The following is a 20,019-nucleotide window of genomic DNA, read 5'->3' on the forward strand; positions in this document are numbered from 1 at the left end:
TCAGCTTTCCGGAACGAGGAAGATCGCGGCGAGCGGCGGAATGGTGAGGCGGAGCTCGCCATTGACGGCGTGGACTTCGCCGATGTTGCCGACATTGCTGCCGCCGTAATGAGCGGAGTCCGAGTTGAACACTTCCTTCCACTTGCCACCGAACGGCGCGCGAACGCGGTAATTGCGATAGACATTGGGTGAGAAGTTGACGATCACCATGCACCGGGCGTGCTCGTCAAATCCCTTGCGCAGCCAGGCGAACACGTTGCGGTTGGCGTCGTCGGTGATCAGCCATTCGAAGCCGGCCTGCTCGCAGTCCATCTGGTGCAGGGCGGGCACCGCGCGATAGAGCCGGTTGAGATCGCGGATCAACGCCTGGATGCCTGAATGGGGCTTGTACTCGAGCAAGTGCCAGTCGAGCGATTGGTCGTGATTCCATTCTCGGCTTTGCGCGATCTCGGCGCCCATGAACAGCAGCTTCTTGCCGGGATGGCCGAACATGAAGCTGTAATAGGCGCGCAAATTCGCGAAGCGCTGCCATTCGTCGCCGGGCATGCGCCCGAGGATAGAGCGCTTGCCGTGCACGACTTCGTCGTGCGACAGCGGCAGGACGAAGTTCTCCGAGAAGGCGTAGTGCAGGCCGAACAGGATGTCGCCGTGATGATGCTTGCGGTGGATCGGGTCCTTGCTGATGTAGTTCAGCGTGTCGTGCATCCAGCCCATATTCCACTTGTAGCCGAAGCCGAGCCCTCCGAATTCGACCGGGCGCGAGACCTGCGGCCAGGCGGTGGACTCTTCGGCGGCCGTGGTCGCCTGCGGGAAACGCGCGAACAGCTCGGTGTTGAAGCGGCGCAGGAATGCGATCGCCTCGATGTTCTCCCGGCCGCCATGCTGGTTCGGAATCCACGCCCCGGGCGGACGGCTGTAGTCGAGGTAGAGCATGGATGCGACGGCATCGACTCGCAGTCCGTCGATCGCGTAGCGCTCGAGCCAGAACAGCGCGTTCGAGACCAGGAAGTTCGTCACTTCGGTGCGGCCGTAATTGTAGATCAGCGTGCCCCAATCGAGATGCCGGCCCTGGAGCGGATTGGCGTGTTCGTACAGCGCTGTGCCGTCGAAGCTGCCGAGCCCGTGCGGATCGTCCGGGAAGTGGCCGGGCACCCAGTCGAGCAGCACGCCGACGCCCTCGCGGTGGCAGGCATCGACCAGCGCGGCAAAATCCTCCGGCGTGCCGAAGCGGCTGGTCGGCGCATACAGCCCGGTCGGCTGATAGCCCCACGAGCCGTCGAAAGGATGCTCGCTGACGGGGAGGAATTCGAGATGGGTGAAGCCCATGTCGCGGGCGTAGGCCGGCAGCTGCTCGGCCAGCTCGCGATAGGTCAGCCATTCATTGCCGTTCTTGCGCCGCCATGAGCCGAGATGGACCTCGTAGATCGACATCGGCGCGGACAACGCGTTGATGCCGTCGGGCGCCGGTCGCGGCCGCGGCAGATGCGCTTCGTCGAACACGATGGAAGCGGTCTTCGGGCGCACCTCGCTTGCAAAGGCCATCGGATCGGATTTCAGCGGAAGCAGATGGCCGTGCGGTCCGATAATTTCGAACTTGTAGTGGTCGCCGGCCTTGGCGTGCGGGATGAACAATTCCCAATAACCCGCGCCGCGCACCCGCATCGGATGGCGCCGTCCGTCCCAGAAATTGAAGTCGCCGACGACGGAGACACGCCGGGCGTTGGGCGCCAGCACCACGAAGCCGATGCCATCGATGCCTTCGAGCCGCATCGGATGCGCGCCGAGCTTGTCGTAAAGGCGCTGGTGGGTGCCTTCGCCGAGCAGATAGAGGTCGAAATCGGTCAGGATCGGCGGAAAGCGATAGGTGTCCTCGAATTCGATGACGTTGTCGCCGAACTTCGCGCGGAGCTGGTAGTGCTTCGCGCCGTTCGGCAGAGCGCCGATGAACAGGCCGGCATCATGGACGCGATCGAGCTTCGCCACCTCGCCGTGCTCGCCCACCGCCTCGACGTTGGAAGCATCGGGAAGAAACGCGCGCACCACGCTCTTGTCGCCCTCGGGATGCAGCCCGAGATAGTGGAACGGATCGGAGTGGCGACCCTCGATGATCGCATAGGCCTCGGCAGGGAGTTTAGGCATGGGCTTCGCTCTCGATACTGGACAGAATGCGAAGCAGTCCGGACAGCGGCGCATGGAGCCCCTCAGGCCGGTGGGACAGCTCGTACTCTACTTCCTCGAACGCTTGATCAAGCAGGAAAAACCTTAACAGGCCAGCCGCAGATTGCGGATCTTCCGGCCACAGCCGCCGATCGGTCATGGCTTCGCGGTAGGCGGTGAGGAACGTCGCGGTGGTGCGCTCGCGCCATTCGTCGAGCGCAGCCGTGAGACGGCCCTGTTCGTCGGAGGCGCCCGTGAGCGCGCGGTGAAGCGCCGCGTTAACCGAAAGATCAATCGAGCGGATCAGGCCGGCAACGTCACGCGCCGCAGGCAGCTTGCGCCGCTTGTCGGCCAGCGGCAAACGCGGATCTCCGTCGAAGTCGATGATGAAGATATCGTCCTTCACAATCAGAGTTTGCCCGAGGCGGAAATCGCCATGATGACGGATGTTCAACCCGCCGAGCTCGGAAGGTAAGAGCGCGTTGAGCCGGCCGGACAGGGTCGCGCGCTCCGCGGCGAGCTGATTGATCAGCGGTCGGTCCACCTCCCGCAGGCGGTCGGTGCTGGCGGCCAGCCGCTCGAAAACCCGCTCGGCCCGTGTCTCGAGCTCGGATGACCAGCGCTTGACGTGTGCGGAGCCAATGGGCTCCGGCGCGAGATCTCCGGGCTTTGCAGCGGCCAGAGCCACATGCAGCTCGGCGAGCCGTCGGCCGATCTGCGTAATGAAGTGCAGATAGGGCGCTTGCTCCTGGGTCTCGCGGGGCATCTCGCCCGGTGGCAGCACCCGTTGCTCGTCGATATAGCGGTCGAGATAGCCCGCGGTGACGCCCCAGCCGTCGCCCTGGTTCTCGACATAGGCGTGCAGCACGCCGACTGCGCTGCGACGGTCGTCTTCGACCAGCTCGACGCTGCCGAGCAGTGCCGGCGTATTGGCAAAGCGGGCGATCTCGGTGAGGTAGGAGCCGATCTCGATCTCGGGATTGATGCCGGCTTCGAGCTGACGATAGATCTTGGCGACATACTGGTTGTCGACCAGCGCGGTGCTGTTCGACTGCTCGATCGTGCGGATGCGTTCGGGCTCCTTGATGGTGTACTCGGCAAACCGGCTGGTCGCCTTGAACTCCAGCCGCAGATTGTTTTCTTCCACCACCAGGTTCTGCGACAGATTGCGCAGGAACAGGCCGATGAAGATCTGCTCGGTTGCCACGTCCAGCAGCGTCCCTTCGCGGGCCCCCTGACGCACGGCGGCGAGCGCCCTGGGATTGAAGCGTTCGCGGTCGAAGCGCACCCATTCGATCTGCATCGGCAGCACGTAGCGCGTGGTGACGTCGCCCTGCGCCGCCTCGAAGAACGCGATCCAGGGCCTGTTGTCGCCGATGTCGCAGAACGGCACCGCCGAGGTCAGCGTCGGCTTGATGTGCTTGGGATTGTGCTCCGGATACCAGCGCGTGCGCGACAGGAATCCCGGCAGCACCTCGTGCTCGAACACGCCGCGCTCGCGCGCCAGCGACACCCAGGTCGAGTTCACCGGCACCACCAGCGTCTCGAATTCGGGCACTGCGCGCGGCGTCACCGGCTCGGACTTGTCGCGCTCGGTGAGCTGGAACCAGTAGAAGCCATAGGGCCCCAGCGTGACCATGTAGGGCAGTTCGCCGATCGCCGGAAAACGCGTGCGGCCGAGCATCTCCTGCGGGATGCGGTCCTTCCAGGGCGACAGATCGAGCTCGGTCGCCTGGGCCGCGCGCGACAGATTGGCGACGCAGAGGATCACCTCGTCGCGGTACTGCCGGACATAGGCCAGCACGGCGCGGTTGGCCGGGCGGATGAAGGTCATGGTGCCGCGGCCGAAGGCGAGCGTCGATTTGCGCACCGAGATCAGACGCTTGGTCGCGCTGAGCAGCGAGGACAGGCTGCGCGACTGCGCCTCCACGTTCACCGATTCATAGCCGTAGACCGGATCCATGATCAGCGGCGCGTAGAGGCGGGCCGGGTCGCAGCGCGAGAAGCCGCCGTTGCGGTCCGGGCTCCACTGCATCGGCGTGCGCACGCCGTTGCGGTCGCCGAGATAGATGTTGTCGCCCATCCCGATCTCGTCGCCGTAGTAGATGATCGGCGTGCCGGGGAAGGACAGCAGCAGCGAGTTCATCAGCTCGATCTTGCGCCGGTCGTTGTCCATCAGCGGCGCGAGGCGCCGGCGGATGCCGACATTGATGCGGGCGCGCGGATCGTTGGCGTAGGTGGTCCACAGATAGTCGCGCTCGACGTCGGTCACCATCTCCAGCGTCAGCTCGTCATGGTTGCGCAGGAACAGCGCCCATTGGCAGCTCGCCGGAATATCCGGCGTCTGGCGCAGAATGTCGGTGATCGGGAAACGGTCCTCCTGCGCGATCGCCATGTAGATGCGCGGCATCAGCGGGAAGTGATAGGCCATGTGGCACTCGTCGCCGCGGCCGAAATATTCCTGCACGTCCTCCGGCCATTGATTGGCCTCGGCCAGCAGCAGCTTGCCCTTGGAGTAGGAATCCAGCTCGTGGCGGAGCCGCTTGATGATGGCATGCGTCTCGGGGAGGTTCTCGTTCGAGGTACCTTCGCGCTCGCAGAGATAGGGAATGGCGTCCAGACGGAAGCCGTCGACGCCGGCGTCCAGCCAGCGCTTCATCACCTGGATCAGCGCGCTGACGACGCGCGGATTGTCGAAATTGAGATCCGGCTGGTGCGAGAAGAAGCGGTGCCAGTAGAACGCGCCGGCCTCGTGATCCCAGGTCCAGTTCGACTTCTCCGTGTCGGTGAAGATGATACGGGTGCCCTGGTATTTCTGGTCGGTGTCGCTCCAGACATACCAGTTGCGGGCGCTCGAGCCTGCCGGGCTGCGGCGAGCACGCTTGAACCAATTGTGCTGGTCCGAGGTGTGGTTGACGACGAGCTCGGTGATGACGCGCAAGCCTCGCTTCTGGGCCTCCTGGATGAAGCGCTTGAAATCCTTCATCGTCCCGAAATCGGGATTGACCGAACCGTAGTCGGCGATGTCGTAGCCGTCGTCGCGGCCGGGCGAGGGATAGAACGGCAGCAGCCAGAGCGCGGTGACGCCGAGCTCCTGGAGATAGGGCAGCTTCTCGGTCAGCCCGGCGAAGTCGCCGATGCCGTCATTGTTGCTATCGGCAAACGCCTTGACGTGAAGCTGATAGATAATGGCGTCCTTGTACCAGAGCTCGTCCACGATCTCGGCAGCCTCGGCTTTCTTGGTGTCGACGGAAGACAATACGTTCATGGCGTGCGCCCTTACGCCAGGCAGCGGAACAGCAGCGCCGGATCGCGCTCGGGATCGATACGCAACCTGATCCCGCCCCATTCGATGCGGGCCTGTTCGCCGGTGAGGAGGTTTTCGAGTGCCGACACATGGTGTCGCTGCCCGCCGGCGTCAACCGTGACGTCGCCGAGCGGCAACCAGAATTCGCGCACGTGGCACGAGAGCGCAACCACGGCCACGACGATGTTGGCCGGGTCGGTCGCTTCCTTGACGAAGGCGATCGTCTCGCCGTCTTCGATGCCGAGGAAGCGCAGGTTCGCCGTCTGCTGAAGCGCAGCATTCTCGTTGCGGATGCGATTGATCTCCGTGATGTAGGCCTTGATGTGGCCGGGCTTGTTCCAGTCGCGCTGCTTGATCTGGTATTTCTCGGAGTTGAGATATTCCTCGCGGCCGGGGATCGCGTCGTGCTCCAGCAGCTCGAACCCGCTGTAGACGCCGTAATTGCCGGACAGCGTCGCCGCCAGCGCGACGCGCGATTTGAACGCCCATGTCTCGCCGCCCTGGAGATGATAGGGCAAAAGATCGGGCGTATTCACGAACAGGTTCGGCCGATAGAAGTCACGTTCGGGATAGCGCGTCAGCTCGCCGAGATATTGCTCCAGCTCCCACTTCGCCGTGCGCCAGGGGAAATAGCTGAACGATTGCGCAAAGCCGAGCTTGGCGAGGCCCTTCATCAGCTTCGGGCGCGCGAACGTCTTGGAAAACAGGATCACCTCGGGATGCCGGCGGCGGATGTCACGGATCAGCCACTCCCAGAAGGCGAGCGGCGCGGTGTCGTGATTGTCGATGGCGAAGATGGTGACGCCGTGGTCGATCCAGAACAGCATGGCGTCGCGAAACGCGTTCCACAGTCCAGCCCGGTCGACGGACGCGAAATCGGGGATGACGATATCGGAATAGGGCCCGTCAGCCGTCCGCACCGACCGATCCGGGCGCCATTTGAACCATTCCGGATGCTGCGTCAGCCACGGGTGGTCCGGCGAGCATTGCACGGCGAAGTCGAGCGCGAGTTCGAGGCCGTATTCCAGGCAGGTCGCGACCAGCGCGCGAAAATCCTCGATCGTGCCGAGTTCGGGGTGCAGCGCGTCGTGCCCGCCCTCGATGGCGCCGATCGCATAAGGCGAGCCGGGATCGCCGTCGCCCGCCACCGGCATGTTGTTGCGGCCCTTGCGCCGGGTGCGGCCAATGGGATGGATCGGCGTGAAGTACAGCACGTCAAAGCCCATCGCGGCGATGTCGGGCACGCGCGCGATGCAGTCGCGGAGCGTGCCATGCTGTCCTGGCACCACGCTCTGGCTGCGCGGCATCATCTGATACCAGGCGCCGAAGCGTGCCTTGTCGCGGTCGACGAACAGTGGGAATAGCGCCGAGCGCGTGAGATCAGGCCGCAACTGGCTCTCGGCCATGGCTGCGCCGAGCTCGGTTGCCAGCAGCGGGGCAACGTCGCCGGTCTGAAGATAGTCCTCGCATCGCCTGACGATGACGGCGGCGGCGTCCTGCTGCGCGCCATGCGCCTTGGTCAAAAGGCCGGCGCCCTCGATCGCATCGAGCGTGACGTCGGCACCGGAGCGCTGCTTGCGCGCGACCGCGTGCGACCAGGTGGCGAATTCGTCGGTCCAGGCTTCGATCGCATAGACATATTTGCCGGGCTCGACGGGTGTGAACGCGCCGGACCAGCGGTCATTGCCGTGAGGGATCATCGGCTCGCTCTGCCATTCGCGGTCCTGCTCCTGTCGCCAGATCAGCGCTGCGCCGATCACGGCGTCGCCGTCCCGGTAGATGTCGGCCCAGACCTCGACCGGTTCGCGCGCGATCCGCTTCACGGGGAAGCGCCCGCCGTCGATCAGGGGATAGACGTCCTCGATGAGGAAAGTGCTGCCGGCTGCGGCACTCTCGACAGTTTGAATTGTCTTGTTCACGGTGATGCCATTGACAAGAAAGCAGGAGCCCGTTTCCCTTGCCGGGAACCTACGCTTGATACCACTATAGAAAGCCGCTTGTGTGTCATTGGTTCCCTGGGGAACGGCAGGCGCGGCTCGCGAGTTAACCCTGACTAACCTCTTCCGCGACCTCGTTAAAATCGATGCCCCCGGCCACAAAATGGCCTGCAAGCTGCGTGCCGAATGGATCTTTTAGCTCAAGCCCGGATCAAGGGCGTTCAATCCGAATTCGTCGATGCCCTCGGAAAGCTGCGGGTCACCGATCCCGTGGCCCTCAAATCCATCCTCGACGCCTTGCCGGAAAAACGGGTTTACCGCTTCGTCAGCGGGCCTGTGGTGGTACGCGCCTTGGGCCATCCGCGCACCGAATTGGTGACGATCGGTGCGCCGCCGCTCAAATGGAAGATGACCGGCAACGGCAATTTGATCGCGCAAGGTGAGACGCGCGAGCCCGTGATTGCCTGGCCGGCCGGCCTGCCGCTCGGCTATCACCGGCTGACGCTGACGGATGCCGGAGGCGTGACGGAAGAGGTGCCGATGATCGTGGCGCCGGAGCGGGCCTTCGGCGGCGATTTCGACCGGGGCTGGCTGCTTGCCGTGCAGCTCTACAGCGTCCGCTCGGACCGCAATTGGGGCATCGGCGATTTCACCGACCTCGCCGGTCTGGTCCGGCTCGCGAAGCAGTTGGGCGCCGACGGCGTCGGGCTCAATCCCCTGCATGTGTTGTTCGATGACCATCCGGCCGATTGCAGCCCCTATTCGCCGAACAGCCGGCTGTTTCTCAATCCGCTCTATATCGACGTCGAGGCGATCCCGGAATTTTCCCCCGACCTCGTCCCCGATGCGGCCGCGACCGCCGCGCGGCTCCGCGACGGTGATCGTGTGCCCTATCCGGACATGGCGGCCTTGAAATGGTTGGCCTTGCGTGCCGCCTTCGACAGCTTCGTGAAAACCGCGAGCGGCGTCCGCCGCAACCAGTTCGACGCCTTCCGGGCGGCTCGCGCGCCGCTGTTGTCCCGTTTTGCCTGCTTCGAGGTGCTACGCCATCGCTTTGCGGCGCCGTGGTGGGAATGGCCGCAGGAATGGCAACAGCTGGATGAGACGAAATGCGCCGAGCTGCGCAACGGCCCGGACAAGCACGAGGTCGAGTTCGTCGAATTCGTGCAATGGACCGCCGATAGCCAGTTGCATGCGGCCAAGGAGCTGGCCGGCCAGCTCGGCATGCGGGTCGGGCTCTATCTTGACGTTGCCGTCGGCGTGCAGTCGAACGGCTTCGATGCTTGGAACGAACAGGGGGCGATCTCCCGTCATCTCGCCGTCGGCGCGCCGCCGGACGTGCTCAATACCATTGGCCAGGATTGGGGCTTGGCCGGCTTCAATGCCGGCGGCCTGGAGGCGCAATCCTTCGTGCCATTCGCCGATATGCTCGCGGCTTCGATGCGCCATTCCGGAGCCATCCGTCTCGATCACGTGCTCGGCTTGAAGCGGCTTTATCTGGTGCCGCGCGGCTTCAAGCCCGACAACGGCGCCTATGTGCAGATGCCGTTCGAGGCGCTGCTGGCGACCGTGGCGCGGGAGAGCGCGGCCCATAAGTGCATTGTGATCGGCGAGGACCTCGGCACGGTGCCGGAAGGTTTTCGCGAGACCATGCAGGATTTCGGCATCTGGTCCTACCTCGTCATGATGTTCGAGCGCGACGATGCCGGTCACTTCCGGCCCGTCGATCACTACCGGCCCAACGCGCTGGTGACGTTGAACACGCATGATCTGTCGACCTATGCCGGCTGGCGCTCTTTCAGCGATCTCAGGATGAAGCGCTCGCTCGGGCTCGATCCGGGCGAGAACGATCAGGCCCGCTGGGATGCGCTCGGCCTGCTCGACGAGATCCTGCGTGCCAACGGCATCCGTGCCAATGATGTCTATTCGGTGCTCGCCTTCCTGTCGCGCACGCCGTCGCGGCTGCTTGCGGTGTCGCTGGAGGATCTGCTCGGCGTGATCGACCAGCCCAACATTCCCGGTACGATTGACGAGCATCCGAACTGGCGCCAGCGCCTGCCTGTGACGCTCGACAAGATCGTTTCGAAGGTCGATGTCGCAGCCTTGAAGGCCGCGACACGGGAACGCTCGTTACCCGGCGGGCGTTGATCGCCGGGGTCTCCGGACGTCGTTTTCGAGGCTCGCACGACATTGTCTCAGAGGATTGAAGATTATGCGCTGATCGGCGACTGCGAGACCGCGGCGCTGGTCGGCCGCAACGGCTCGATCGACTGGCTGTGCTGGCCGGCCTTCGATTCCGATGCCTGCTTTGCAGCGCTCCTCGGCACGCACAAGAACGGCCGCTGGCTGATCGCGCCGAGCGAGGACGTCACCGCGACGTCGCGCCGCTATCTCGGCGACACCCTCATCCTCGAAACGCGCTTTGAGACTGACGGCGGCACCGTTGCGCTGATCGACTTCATGCCGCCGCGCGGCAAGGCCTCCGACATCGTGCGGCTGGTCCGCGGTGTCAGCGGCAAGGTGAAGATGCGGATGGAGCTCGTCATCCGCTTCGGCTTCGGCGTCGACATCCCGTGGGTGCGGCGGATCGACCATTCCCTGCTGGCGGTCGCCGGGCAGGACATGACCGTGCTGCGGACACCGGCCAAGACCCGAGGCGAGGATCTGACCACGGTTTCCGATTTCGAGGTGAAGGCCGGCGAGACCGTGCCATTCGTGCTGACCTACGGCCCCTCGCATCTCGAGCCGCCCGCGCCAATCGATCCGGAGGTCGCACTCAAGGAGACCGAGAAATTCTGGCAGGACTGGTGCAGCCACTGCAATCGCGATGGCGACTATCGCGACCTGATCGTGCGCTCGCTGATCACACTCAAGGCGCTGACCTTCGCTCCGACCGGCGGCATCGTCGCGGCGCCGACCACCTCGTTGCCGGAGAAGCTCGGCGGCGCCAGGAATTGGGACTACCGCTTCTGCTGGCTGCGCGATGCCACCTTCACGCTGCTGGCGCTGATGAACTCGGGTTACACCGAGGAAGCCTCGGCCTGGCACAATTGGCTGTTGCGTGCGGCGGCAGGCTCACCGGCGAACATGCAGATCATGTACGGCATCTGGGGCCAGCGGCGGCTGCTGGAATGGGAGGCCGGTTGGCTCGATGGCTACGAGGGCGCACAGCCGGTGCGCGTCGGCAATGCCGCGCATGCGCAGCTCCAGCTCGACGTCTACGGCGAACTGATCGACGCCTTCCACCAATCGCGGATGGCCAAGCTCAAGCTCGACGACGAGAGCTGGGCGCTGGAATGCGCCGTGCTCAAGCATCTCGCCGAAGTCTGGGACCAGCCCGATCACGGCATCTGGGAGCGGCGCGGACAGCCGAAGCACTATGTCTTCTCCAAGGTGATGACCTGGGTCGCCTTCGACCGCGGCATCAAGAGCGCCGAGACCTTCGGCTTCAAGGCGCCGCTGCTGCACTGGCGCACCTTGCGCGACGCCATTCATCGCGACGTCTGCAACCGGGGCTTCGACGCGGAGGAGAATGCCTTCGTGGAGTCCTACGGCTCGAAGCTGCTCGATGCCAGCGTGCTGCTGCTGCCGTCCGTTGGCTTCCTGGAAGCGTCGGATCCGCGCATTCGCGGCACCATCGCGGCGATGGAAAAGCACATGATGCCTGACGGCTTTGTGCTGCGGCACGATCCGCGCGAAGTGTCCGAGGAGAAGCAGCCGATCGAGGGCGCCTTCCTCGCCTGCAGCCTGTGGCTGGCAGATGCCCATGTACTGGCGGGCGATCTCGACAAGGCGCAAGCGTTGTTCGATCGCGTGGTCGGTGTCGCGAATGATGTGGGACTGCTGGCCGAGGAATATGATTCAGGCGCCAGGCGTCAGACCGGCAATTTCCCGCAGGCGCTGACTCATATCGCGCTGGTCAACACCGCGCATAACCTGTCGGCCGCAAGGCAGGGCAGCAAGAAGCCCGCGATGCAGCGGTCGAAGCAGTGACCTAGGTGACCTCGTTCCGCTTCAAAATCATCTCCATCGCTTCCGCAAAACCGTCCTGCTCGTTGGTCGCGGTGACGTGGGTCGCCTGGTCCTTGACGTTGTCGGCCGCATTGCCCATTGCGATCGAAACGCCGCTGACGCGAAACATCGCGAGGTCGTTCTGCATGTCGCCGATGGTGGCGACCGCGTCCGTTGAAATGCCGAGGCGCTTGGCCATGGCTTGCACGAATGTGCCCTTGTCGAAGCCGGGCGGGGTGATGTCGAGGTAATAGGTCTGCGAGCGCACCGCCATCGCCTCGCTGCCGAGCGCCTTCTGCATCGCCTTCTCGCAAGCTTCGAGGCCGGCTGCATCGGCGCTGGCCCCGACGATCTTGCAGGCGCTCGCGAGATACGGCGAGAAATCCGTCACGATGGTCGGGTCGGAGCGGATGGTGTGCTGCTCATGTGCCACGTATTGGCCATCAGGCTTGTCGATCAGCCATTTGTCGGTGGTGAACAGCCAGATGTCGGCGCCGAAGTCCCGCAGAATTTGCAAGCTTCGCTCGGCCGCCGCGGCGGGGACGAGATGCTGTTCGACCGGATTCATCTCGGGGTCGACGATCGAGGAGCCGTTGAACGGGCCGACCGGCAGCCAGAGCGCCAGCGGTTCGATCAGGAAACGCATGCCGATCGCGGGGCGGCTCGACGTAATCGTGAAGCCGATGCCGGCCCGGTGCAGACGCTGAACCGCGGACCTCGCGCGGTCGGTCAGCGTCTTGTCCTTGGTCAGCAGCGTACCGTCGACGTCGGAGACGACGAGCGAGATTTTTGTCATGACGGTCCCTTGGGTGTTTCTTGGGTGTTTGGCCTCAGCGTTTCGCGCCGCCCAGTTTCAACTGCCGCACCGCGCCGTCCACGATCGCTTCCACGGATTCGTCGATCGAGACTGTGATCACGTGCTCGCCAGCCTCCGGCGGCTCCAGCGTGTTGAACTGGCTCGTCAGCAGGCCGGGCGGCATAAAGTGCCCCTTGCGTTGCGCCAGGCGTGCGGCGATCAGCTCCTTCGTGCCCCTCAGGAAGATGAAGCGGACGTCGTCGCGTCCGCGCAGGAGCACGTCCCGATAGGTATGCTTCAGCGCCGAGCAGGCGATGATGACGTGCTCGCCCTTGTCACAGACCCTCGCGATCTCGTCGGCAATGGCGTTGAGCCAGGGCCAGCGGTCCTCGTCGGTGAGGGGATGGCCGGCCCGCATCTTCTCGACATTGCTGGCGGGATGAAAGCTGTCGCCGTCCTCGAAACGCCAGCCGAGGCGCTCGCCGAGCGCTTTTGCAACCGTGCTCTTGCCCGAGCCCGACACGCCCATCACGATCAATGCACAAGGTGCTTCAACGCCCGCCACGAATTCCCTCCGGAAGCGCGGCCTGGTCGACCAGCCAGACGGTCTCGCCATTCGAGCGCGCGCGTACAACCGGCAGAGTCTCGCCATTGAGCAGGCGCGTCAAGATCGGCTGCTTGTCGTGCCCCGCTATCTCGAACAGCATTTCGCGGCAGGACGCCAGCGCGGGCAGGGTGAGCGAGACCCGCGGCACGAAGGGGGCAACATTGGCCTTGGGGACGCCGACCACCCAGCGTCCCATCTCCTCGATCGCGGGGTAGCCCGGGAAGAGCGAAGCCGTGTGGCCGTCCGGCCCCGCGCCCATCAAGACCATGTCGAACAGCGGCCGTGCCGGATCCAGGCTTTCCGCGCCGTAGAAAGCCTGCAACTCGCGCGCATAGGCCTCGGCGCTCTGATCAGGGTCGTCAGCCGTCGTCGGGATCGGGTGAACATGGCCGGAGGGCGCGTTGCGATCGAGAAAGGTCGCGCGCGCGACCGCCATGTTGTTGAGGGGATCGCTTTCGGGCACGAAGCGCTCGTCACCGATGAACCAGTGCACGCGCTCCCACGGGATTTTTTTCGCGCCAAGCCTCGCTGCCCAGCAGCTGGTAGAGCCTCTTTGGGCTGGAGCCGCCGGTCAGGCAGATCGCAATGCGCCCAGGATTGGCCGCGATTCGCGCCATCACCCGTCCGGCCGCGGTCCGCGCGAGAGCCTCGGCGTCGGCCTCGACGATCAGCTTCGGCTGTCCGGCCGTCGCCGTCACGAAAATTTACGCCAGCTTCGGCCGTCGCGGCGGAGCAATTCATCGGTGCAGGCGGGGCCGTCGCTGCCGGCTTGATAGGTCTCGATGCCGTTGCTGCCCGCGTTCTTCCAGGCGTCAAGGAACGGCTGCACCGCCTCCCATCCGGCTTCGATGCCGTCGGCACGCTGGAACAGGATGTTGTCGCCGATCATACAGTCGTAGATCAGCGTCTCGTAGCCGGTCGAGGGATCGGCCCGGAAATAGTCGCCATAGCGGAACTTCATCTCGACGCCGTCGATGGTGACGCTCGGCCCCGGGATCTTGGCGTTGAACTGGAGCTCGATGGTCTCGGTCGGTGCGATGCCGATCGTGAGGAAGTTCTGAGAGAGACGATCGACAGCCGTGCCTGAGAACATCGACAGCGGCGCCTGCTTGAACTTGATCGCGACTTCGGTGCGCTTGTGGCCGAGCGCCTTGCCGGTGCGCAAATAGAACGGCACGCCGGCCCAGCGCCAATTGTCGATCATCAGCTTCAGCGCGACATAGGTCTCGGTAGTGCTGCCGGGTTTGACGTCCTCGGTCTTGCGATAGTCCGGGATCTCATCGTCGCCGATGCGCCCTGCGAGATATTGGGCGCGCACCGAGCTCTTCAGCGCTTCCTCTTCGCTCGGGCGCTGAATCGAGGTCAGAATCTCGGCCTTCTCGGAGCGCACGGAATGGGCGTCGAAACGCGCCGGCGGCTCCATCGCGACCAGCGACATCAGCTGGAACAGGTGGTTCGGCACCATGTCGCGTAGCGCGCCGGTGGCGTCGTAGAAGCCGCCGCGATGGCCGACGCCGAGCTTTTCCTCCACCGTGATCTGGATGTGATCGATATGGTTGCGATTCCAGATCGGCTCGAACATGCCGTTGGCAAAGCGCAGCACCAGGATGTTCTGCACCGTCTCCTTGCCGAGATAGTGATCGATCCGGTAGATCTGGTGCTCGTCCATGATCTTCAGCAGCTCGCCATTCAGCGCGCGCGCCGAGGCGAGGTCGGTGCCGAACGGCTTTTCGATCACCAGGCGCCGCCACGCCCCGTTCTCCTTCATCATGCCGGTGCGGCCGAGCTCGCGCGCGGTCGGCGCGAACGCAGCCGGCGGGGTCGCGAGATAGAACAGCCGGTTGCCGCCGGTATCCTGCGCGCATTCCAGGGAATCCAGATGCTCACGCAGGCGATCAAAGGATGGCGGATCCTTTGCGTCGGCTTCGACGAAGGTCACGCATTCCAGCAGCTTCTTGGCAATGTCATCGTCCACCGGCCGGGTCGCGAACTGGCGCAAGCCCTTCAATAGGCTGTCGCGCAGCTCGTTGTCCGACTGGCCCCGGCGGGCGACGCCGACCACGCAGAACTTTTCGGGTAACAGATGCTCGGCCGCCAGATTGTAGAGCGATGGCATCACCAGCCGATGGGTGAGGTCGCCGGTGACACCAAAGATGACGAAGGCGCAATTTTCCGGCTTGCGCTTGGCTTGCGGGTCTTTTGTCACGAACTACTGGCCTTCGCTCTGCTAATTGCTATTTCGGCTTCGAAGCGGCCGGCTGCTTCGGCTCCTTGTGGCCGCCGAAGCCGGCTCGCATCGCTGAGAGAATTTTCTCGGCGAAAGTGTGTTCCTTGCGGGAACGGAAACGTGCGAACAGCGCCGCGGTCAGGACTTCGGCCGGCACGGCCTCGTCGATCGCCGCGTTCACGGTCCAGCGTCCTTCGCCGGAATCCTCCACGAAACCCGAATACTCCGCCAGTGCAGGGCTATCCGCGAGCGCGGTCGAGGTAAGGTCGAGCAGCCACGACGGGATCACGCTGCCACGCCGCCACACCTCGGCGATATCGGCGAGATCGAAATCGTAACGATGATCCGCCGGCAAGGCCTCGATGTTGGCGTTCTTGAGGATGTCAAAACCTTCGGCGTAGGCCTGCATCAGGCCGTATTCGATACCGTTGTGGATCATCTTGACGAAATGACCGGCGCCGACGGGGCCGGCATGGATGTAGCCCTGCTCGATGCGGGGATCGCGCCCCTCACGTCCCTCCGTGCGCGGAATGTCGCCGGCGCCGGGCGCGAGCGCGGCGAAGATCGGATCGAGCCGATCGACCACCTGTTTCTCGCCGCCGATCATCATGCAATAGCCGCGGTCGAGGCCCCAGACGCCGCCGGAGGTGCCGACGTCGACATAGTGGATGCCGCGCTCCTTCAGCGCCTTGCCGCGGCGGACGTCGTCCTGCCAGAACGTGTTGCCGCCGTCGATGATGACGTCGCCTTCCTGCATCGCGCCCGCGATCGTGTCGATCGTGGTCTCGGTGATGTGGCCGGCCGGCAGCATCACCCAGGCCGTGCGCGGCCGCTCCAGTTTCGCAATGAACTCTTCGAGCGTCGCCGAGCCGACCGCGCCGTCTGCCGCAAGGCCGGCGACGGCCTTGGCGTCCTTGTCGTAGACCACGGTCGAATGTCCCTGGCGCATCAGTCGGCGAACGATATTGCCGCCCATCCGGCCGAGGCCGATCATGCCGAGTTGCATTTGAAGAATTCCCTTAGTTCAGTGCCTCGTTGAGCGCCGCATTGAGCGCCGCGAGGCCCTTCTTGAGCCCGCCCTTCAAGTGGACCCGCAGCGCGCGCCGGCCGCGCTCGGTAAGCACGTCGAAGTCGCCGCGCGCCTGCGCGGCCTTGATGACGCCGAAGCTGGCCTTCTGGCCCGGCACCGGCAGGTCCCTGGCATCGTCGGCGGTGATCTGGAGGAACACACCGCTGTCCGGCCCGCCTTTGTAGGCTTGCCCCGTCGAGTGCAGGAAGCGGGGGCCGAACTCGGCGCAGGTCGCAACGTGTCGTTTCTCGCGCACCTCGAGCCGCATGGCCTGGAGCGCGTCGATCGTCGCCTTGTCGCGGGCGATGTAGCCGAGCAGGGCGACATAGTCGCCATGATTGGAGCGCGACAGATGCGCCTTCAGCCAGGAGGTGAGGTCGCCGTTGGCGCCGGCAGCGCGCAGGGCTGCGGCATTGGTCTCGTCGGTGTAGAGATCGGCCTCGGTGGTGCTGACCACCGGCTGCTCGGCCGGCAGCGCGCCGGTCTTTTCGAACGAGGCGGTGAGCTCTCGGGTCTTGATCTTGGCCGCTTCCACGTCCGGCTGGTCGAACGGGTTGATGCCGAGGATGCTGCCCGCGACCGCCGTTGCCATCTCGAAGCGGAAAAACTCCTGGCCGAGATGGTCGATCGACTTCATCACGATGCGCACGACGGGATGGCCGGCCGCTTCGATCGCAGCAAGCTGCGAGTCATGGGCGGCGTCCGCTTCGCCCTCGATACGGATGTCGATGAAGAGCCGGTCATTGCCGTAGACCGCCGGCTCGCCCAGCGGCTCGCCGTCGATCGGGATCAGGCCCTTGCCGTCCTTGCCGGTCGATTCCGCGATGAGCTGCTCGGCCCAGGCGCCGAAATCGGCAATCTTCTTCGACGACAGGATCGTCACCTTGTCGCGGCCTTCGAGCGCTGCATGGCCCATGGCAAGGCCGAGCTGCACGCCGGGGTTCTCGGCCGGCGGCACGTCCGGTCCGCAGGAGCGGGCCATCGCAAGCGCGTGCTTGATGAAGGTCTTGATATCGACGCCCGCGGTTGCCGCCGGCACCAGGCCGAATGGCGAGAGCACCGAGTAGCGTCCGCCGATGGAGGGCTCGCCGTGGAAGATGCGCGCATAGCTTAGCGTCTTCGCCGCCGTCTCCAGCGACGATCCGGGATCAGTGACCGCAATGAAGCGATGGCCGGTCTTGACCTTCGGTCCGACCGCCTGCGCGACGCGCTGGTGGAAATAATCCTTCATCGCATTCGGTTCGGTGGTGCCGCCGGACTTGCTGGAGACGATGAACACGGTGTTGGCGATGTCGATCCTGGCCTCCATTGCCCGCACCTGCGCCGGATCGGTGGAATCCAGCACGTGCAGCTTCGGGAACCCGGGCTTCTTGCCGAAGGTCTCGGCCAGCACCTCCGGCCCGAGGCTTGACCCGCCCATGCCGAGCACGACGGCGTCGGAGAATTTCTGGCCTTTCACGCGGCTGGCATAATCCTCATAATCGGCGACGTCGGCCTTGGCGGCGCTGTCGAGCCAGCCGAGCCATTTGTCCTCGTCGGTGCCGGTCCAGACCGATTTGTCCCGTTGCCACAGCCTGCGGATCTTTGCCGACGCGCGCCATTCCTCGGTGCTCTTGGCCACGGCCTTGCCGAGGCCGTCGCCGAGCGAGAGAAGCTGGCGGTCGATCGCAGGCCCGAGCACGGTGGCGCGCTTGTGGGCGACAGCGCCATAGAGCTTGTCGGCGGCGTCGGCGAACTGCTTGACGCCGTCCTTGACGAGTTCCTCGGTGATAGCATCGAGCGAGACGCCGGAGCGCTCCAGTTCTTCCAGCACGCGCCTGGCGTCGTCGACATTCTCTTCCAGGCTGTCCCGCGGCGTGCCGTGGTCGCGGAACGCATCCAATGTCGCCGGCGGCACGGTGTTGATGGTGTCGGGACCGATCAATTCCTCGACATAGAGGACGTCGCTGTAGTCCTTGTTCTTGGTGCCGGTCGAGGCCCACAGCATGCGCTGCGGCTTGGCGCCCTTGGCCGCGAGCTTGTCCCAGCGCGGACCTGAGAACAGGCGCTTGTAATCCTGGTAGGCGACCTTCGCATTGGCGATCGCGACCTTGCCCTTCAGCGCGGCGAGCCGTTCCTTCTCGCTCGGGTCGTTGGCGCGGGCAATCTTCTCGTCGAGCTGCTTGTCGACCACCGAGTCGATGCGGCTGACGAAAAAGCTCGCCACGCTCGCCACGTGCGAGGGATCGCCGCCACCTGCGACGTATGTCTCCAGACCGGCGAGATAGGCCTCGGCAACCTGCAGATAGACGTCCCTGGAGAACAGCAGCGTGATGTTGATGCTGATGCCGTCGCCGATGAGGGTCTCGATCGCCGGCAGGCCCTCCGGCGTTGCCGGCACCTTCACCATCAGGTTCTTGCGGTTGACGTCCTTCCAGAGCCGCCGCGCCTCTGTGACCGTTTCACCCGTGTCCATCGCCAGATAGGGCGAGACTTCCAGGCTGACATAGCCGTCGCCGCCCTTGAGGCGGTCGTAGACCGGGCGCAGCACGTCGGCGGCGTTCTGGATGTCCTCGACCGCGACGGCCTCGAACAGATCGGCGACCGACCGATCGCCGCGCTTCAATGCCTTGCCGATCGGCGCGTCGTACTCGTCCGAGCTGCCGATCGCTTTCTCGAAGATCGAGGGGTTGGAGGTGACGCCTTTGACGCCGTCGGTGTCGATCAGCCGCTTCAGGTCGCCCTTGGCGATGAAGCCGCGGGCCAGGAAGTCCAGCCAGACGGCTTGTCCGTGCTTTTCCAGCTCTTTGACGGGATTCATGATGCTAATTTATCTCCAAGCCTGCGGGCGAGGGGTTTCCGCGCCGGTCCTGACGCGCTATCCTCTAGCTTACATGCTTCCTTGAGGGAACCAATCAAGGGTATGGGCGTCATATCCTCCAGTGTAACTCCGTCGCGATCATGGCGATCCGCGTAGAGGGAGCCGAGTTGCGTAAAAGGTCGTTGGCCGTGAGGAATCGGCTAGGCCCTTGTTGTGTAACGCCAGCTGCCTCGCCTCGCCGCCAGCGGCTGCGTGGAGTACTCATCAGCGGATTCCGGTCCGCCTGATGCATCGTGGCTCGGTCGCGAATGGCCATGCTGGGGGAAAGCATGCAAGCACATCATGACCGTCTGGCGCTCGCTGTCACAGACAGCCCCCAGTCGGTCACGTCGACCGGATGCGTCGATGCGTCCCACGATCTCGAAATCGGCCCATGTACGACCCAACTGCGGTTGCTGATCGTTGCGGGTTTCGCCATGACGCTGCTCAGCGCAACGCTCGCCTTGGGCTGGTGGAACGCTTTTGGCGATTACGACACGACGGTCGGCTATGCCGGCGTGGTGGCGTTCGCCGCGATGACCGGCCGGCTGATCTGGATGCTCCCCGCCGAGCGGGCATCGGTGGTGATCGTCACCCCCTATGGCATTCGCGACCTTCGCATCGGCAATGAATTTCTGCTGTGGGACTCGATCGCGGAGATTTCGGCTGAAGAACGCCGCGGGCGCAAGGTGATCGTGCTGACGCCGACGCCGGCCTTGCAGAGGCAGCTCTGCAGCATCCGCGGCTTGGCCCGCGGTGTGACGGACGATCGCATCGTCATCCGGTCGGAGGGCCTGGCGACCGATTTTGATACACTGCTGCGCGTTTGCCGCGACTGTCACGCCGCCGGCGGTCCACGCACCGCATTGCAGCAGGAAGATGAACGCGCCACGCAAGGCTTCGCCGCACAAGCGTCATAAGATCGCCGTTCGCAGACGGCTATGATGCGGCGCCGGATGAACGCATCCCCGGTAATGCCCGGATGTTGCGAGCGAGTGACATTTTCTGGAAATGAGCCAATATAGACAAAGATCTGCTCAAATATCAGGCAGGTGCCTGTTCGTAACTC

Annotated in this window: 11 protein-coding genes and 1 pseudogene; 3 read left to right on the plus strand and 9 right to left on the minus strand. The window is 64.4% G+C overall.

Going from position 1 to position 20,019, the window contains the following annotated elements:
- Genes glgB through AB3L03_RS25420 form a run of 3 tightly spaced genes read right to left on the minus strand, consistent with a single transcriptional unit; the run spans window position 1 to window position 7,383 of the window.
- On the minus strand, window positions 1–2,139 hold the full coding sequence (gene glgB / locus AB3L03_RS25410; protein ID WP_018454055.1) for a 1,4-alpha-glucan branching protein GlgB: 2,139 nt from the start codon (window positions 2,137–2,139) through the stop codon (window positions 1–3).
- Window positions 2,132–5,425: a maltose alpha-D-glucosyltransferase gene (gene treS, locus AB3L03_RS25415; RefSeq protein ID WP_085351909.1), complete on the minus strand. Its 3,294-nt coding sequence runs from the start codon at window positions 5,423–5,425 to the stop codon at window positions 2,132–2,134. The genes glgB and treS overlap by 8 nt, the downstream gene beginning before the upstream one ends.
- Before the next feature lie 11 nt (window positions 5,426–5,436).
- On the minus strand, window positions 5,437–7,383 hold the full coding sequence (locus tag AB3L03_RS25420) for a maltotransferase domain-containing protein (protein WP_247295027.1): 1,947 nt from the start codon (window positions 7,381–7,383) through the stop codon (window positions 5,437–5,439).
- Window positions 7,384–7,587: 204 nt separating this feature from the next.
- Between AB3L03_RS25420 and malQ the strand changes: the two genes are divergently transcribed.
- Both malQ and AB3L03_RS25430 read left to right on the plus strand, forming a co-directional pair.
- Complete coding sequence (gene malQ / locus AB3L03_RS25425; protein WP_368507185.1) at window positions 7,588–9,549, plus strand: 4-alpha-glucanotransferase; 1,962 nt, start codon at window positions 7,588–7,590, stop codon at window positions 9,547–9,549.
- A 42-nt stretch (window positions 9,550–9,591) separates the two neighbouring features.
- Window positions 9,592–11,394 (plus strand): glycoside hydrolase family 15 protein, encoded by a 1,803-nt coding sequence (locus AB3L03_RS25430; RefSeq protein ID WP_085395696.1) that lies wholly within the window; start codon window positions 9,592–9,594, stop codon window positions 11,392–11,394.
- Between the two features lies 1 nt (window position 11,395).
- Here the strand turns inward: AB3L03_RS25430 and AB3L03_RS25435 are convergent, their stop codons facing one another.
- The 6 genes and pseudogenes from AB3L03_RS25435 to AB3L03_RS25460 form a co-directional block, all read right to left on the minus strand.
- Window positions 11,396–12,208 (minus strand): HAD family hydrolase, encoded by an 813-nt coding sequence (locus AB3L03_RS25435; protein WP_204512129.1) that lies wholly within the window; start codon window positions 12,206–12,208, stop codon window positions 11,396–11,398.
- Between the two features lie 34 nt (window positions 12,209–12,242).
- Entirely contained in the window at window positions 12,243–12,773 is a 531-nt protein-coding gene (locus AB3L03_RS25440) for a gluconokinase (RefSeq protein WP_026232661.1), read from the minus strand.
- Window positions 12,760–13,513, minus strand: a pseudogene (gene pgl, locus AB3L03_RS25445) (6-phosphogluconolactonase). Before pgl ends, AB3L03_RS25440 begins: the two are co-directional and overlap by 14 nt.
- Complete coding sequence (gene zwf / locus AB3L03_RS25450) at window positions 13,510–15,021, minus strand: glucose-6-phosphate dehydrogenase (protein WP_368507186.1); 1,512 nt, start codon at window positions 15,019–15,021, stop codon at window positions 13,510–13,512. The pseudogene pgl and the gene zwf overlap by 4 nt, the downstream one beginning before the upstream one ends.
- A gap of 28 nt (window positions 15,022–15,049) precedes the next feature.
- Window positions 15,050–16,048 (minus strand): phosphogluconate dehydrogenase (NAD(+)-dependent, decarboxylating), encoded by a 999-nt coding sequence (gene gnd / locus AB3L03_RS25455; RefSeq protein ID WP_018454062.1) that lies wholly within the window; start codon window positions 16,046–16,048, stop codon window positions 15,050–15,052.
- Between the two features lie 13 nt (window positions 16,049–16,061).
- A complete protein-coding gene (locus AB3L03_RS25460) occupies window positions 16,062–18,911 on the minus strand; it encodes a bifunctional transaldolase/phosoglucose isomerase (RefSeq protein ID WP_018454063.1) in 2,850 nt (949 codons plus the stop codon).
- Between the two features lie 308 nt (window positions 18,912–19,219).
- Here AB3L03_RS25460 and AB3L03_RS25465 point away from each other — a divergent pair, with 308 nt between their 5' ends.
- Window positions 19,220–19,870: a hypothetical protein gene (locus AB3L03_RS25465; RefSeq protein ID WP_085351899.1), complete on the plus strand. Its 651-nt coding sequence runs from the start codon at window positions 19,220–19,222 to the stop codon at window positions 19,868–19,870.
- The last annotated feature ends 149 nt before the right edge of the window (window positions 19,871–20,019 follow it).

Origin of the sequence: Bradyrhizobium lupini (assembly GCF_040939785.1) — a bacterium.
GTDB classification, from domain to species: domain Bacteria; phylum Pseudomonadota; class Alphaproteobacteria; order Rhizobiales; family Xanthobacteraceae; genus Bradyrhizobium; species Bradyrhizobium canariense_D.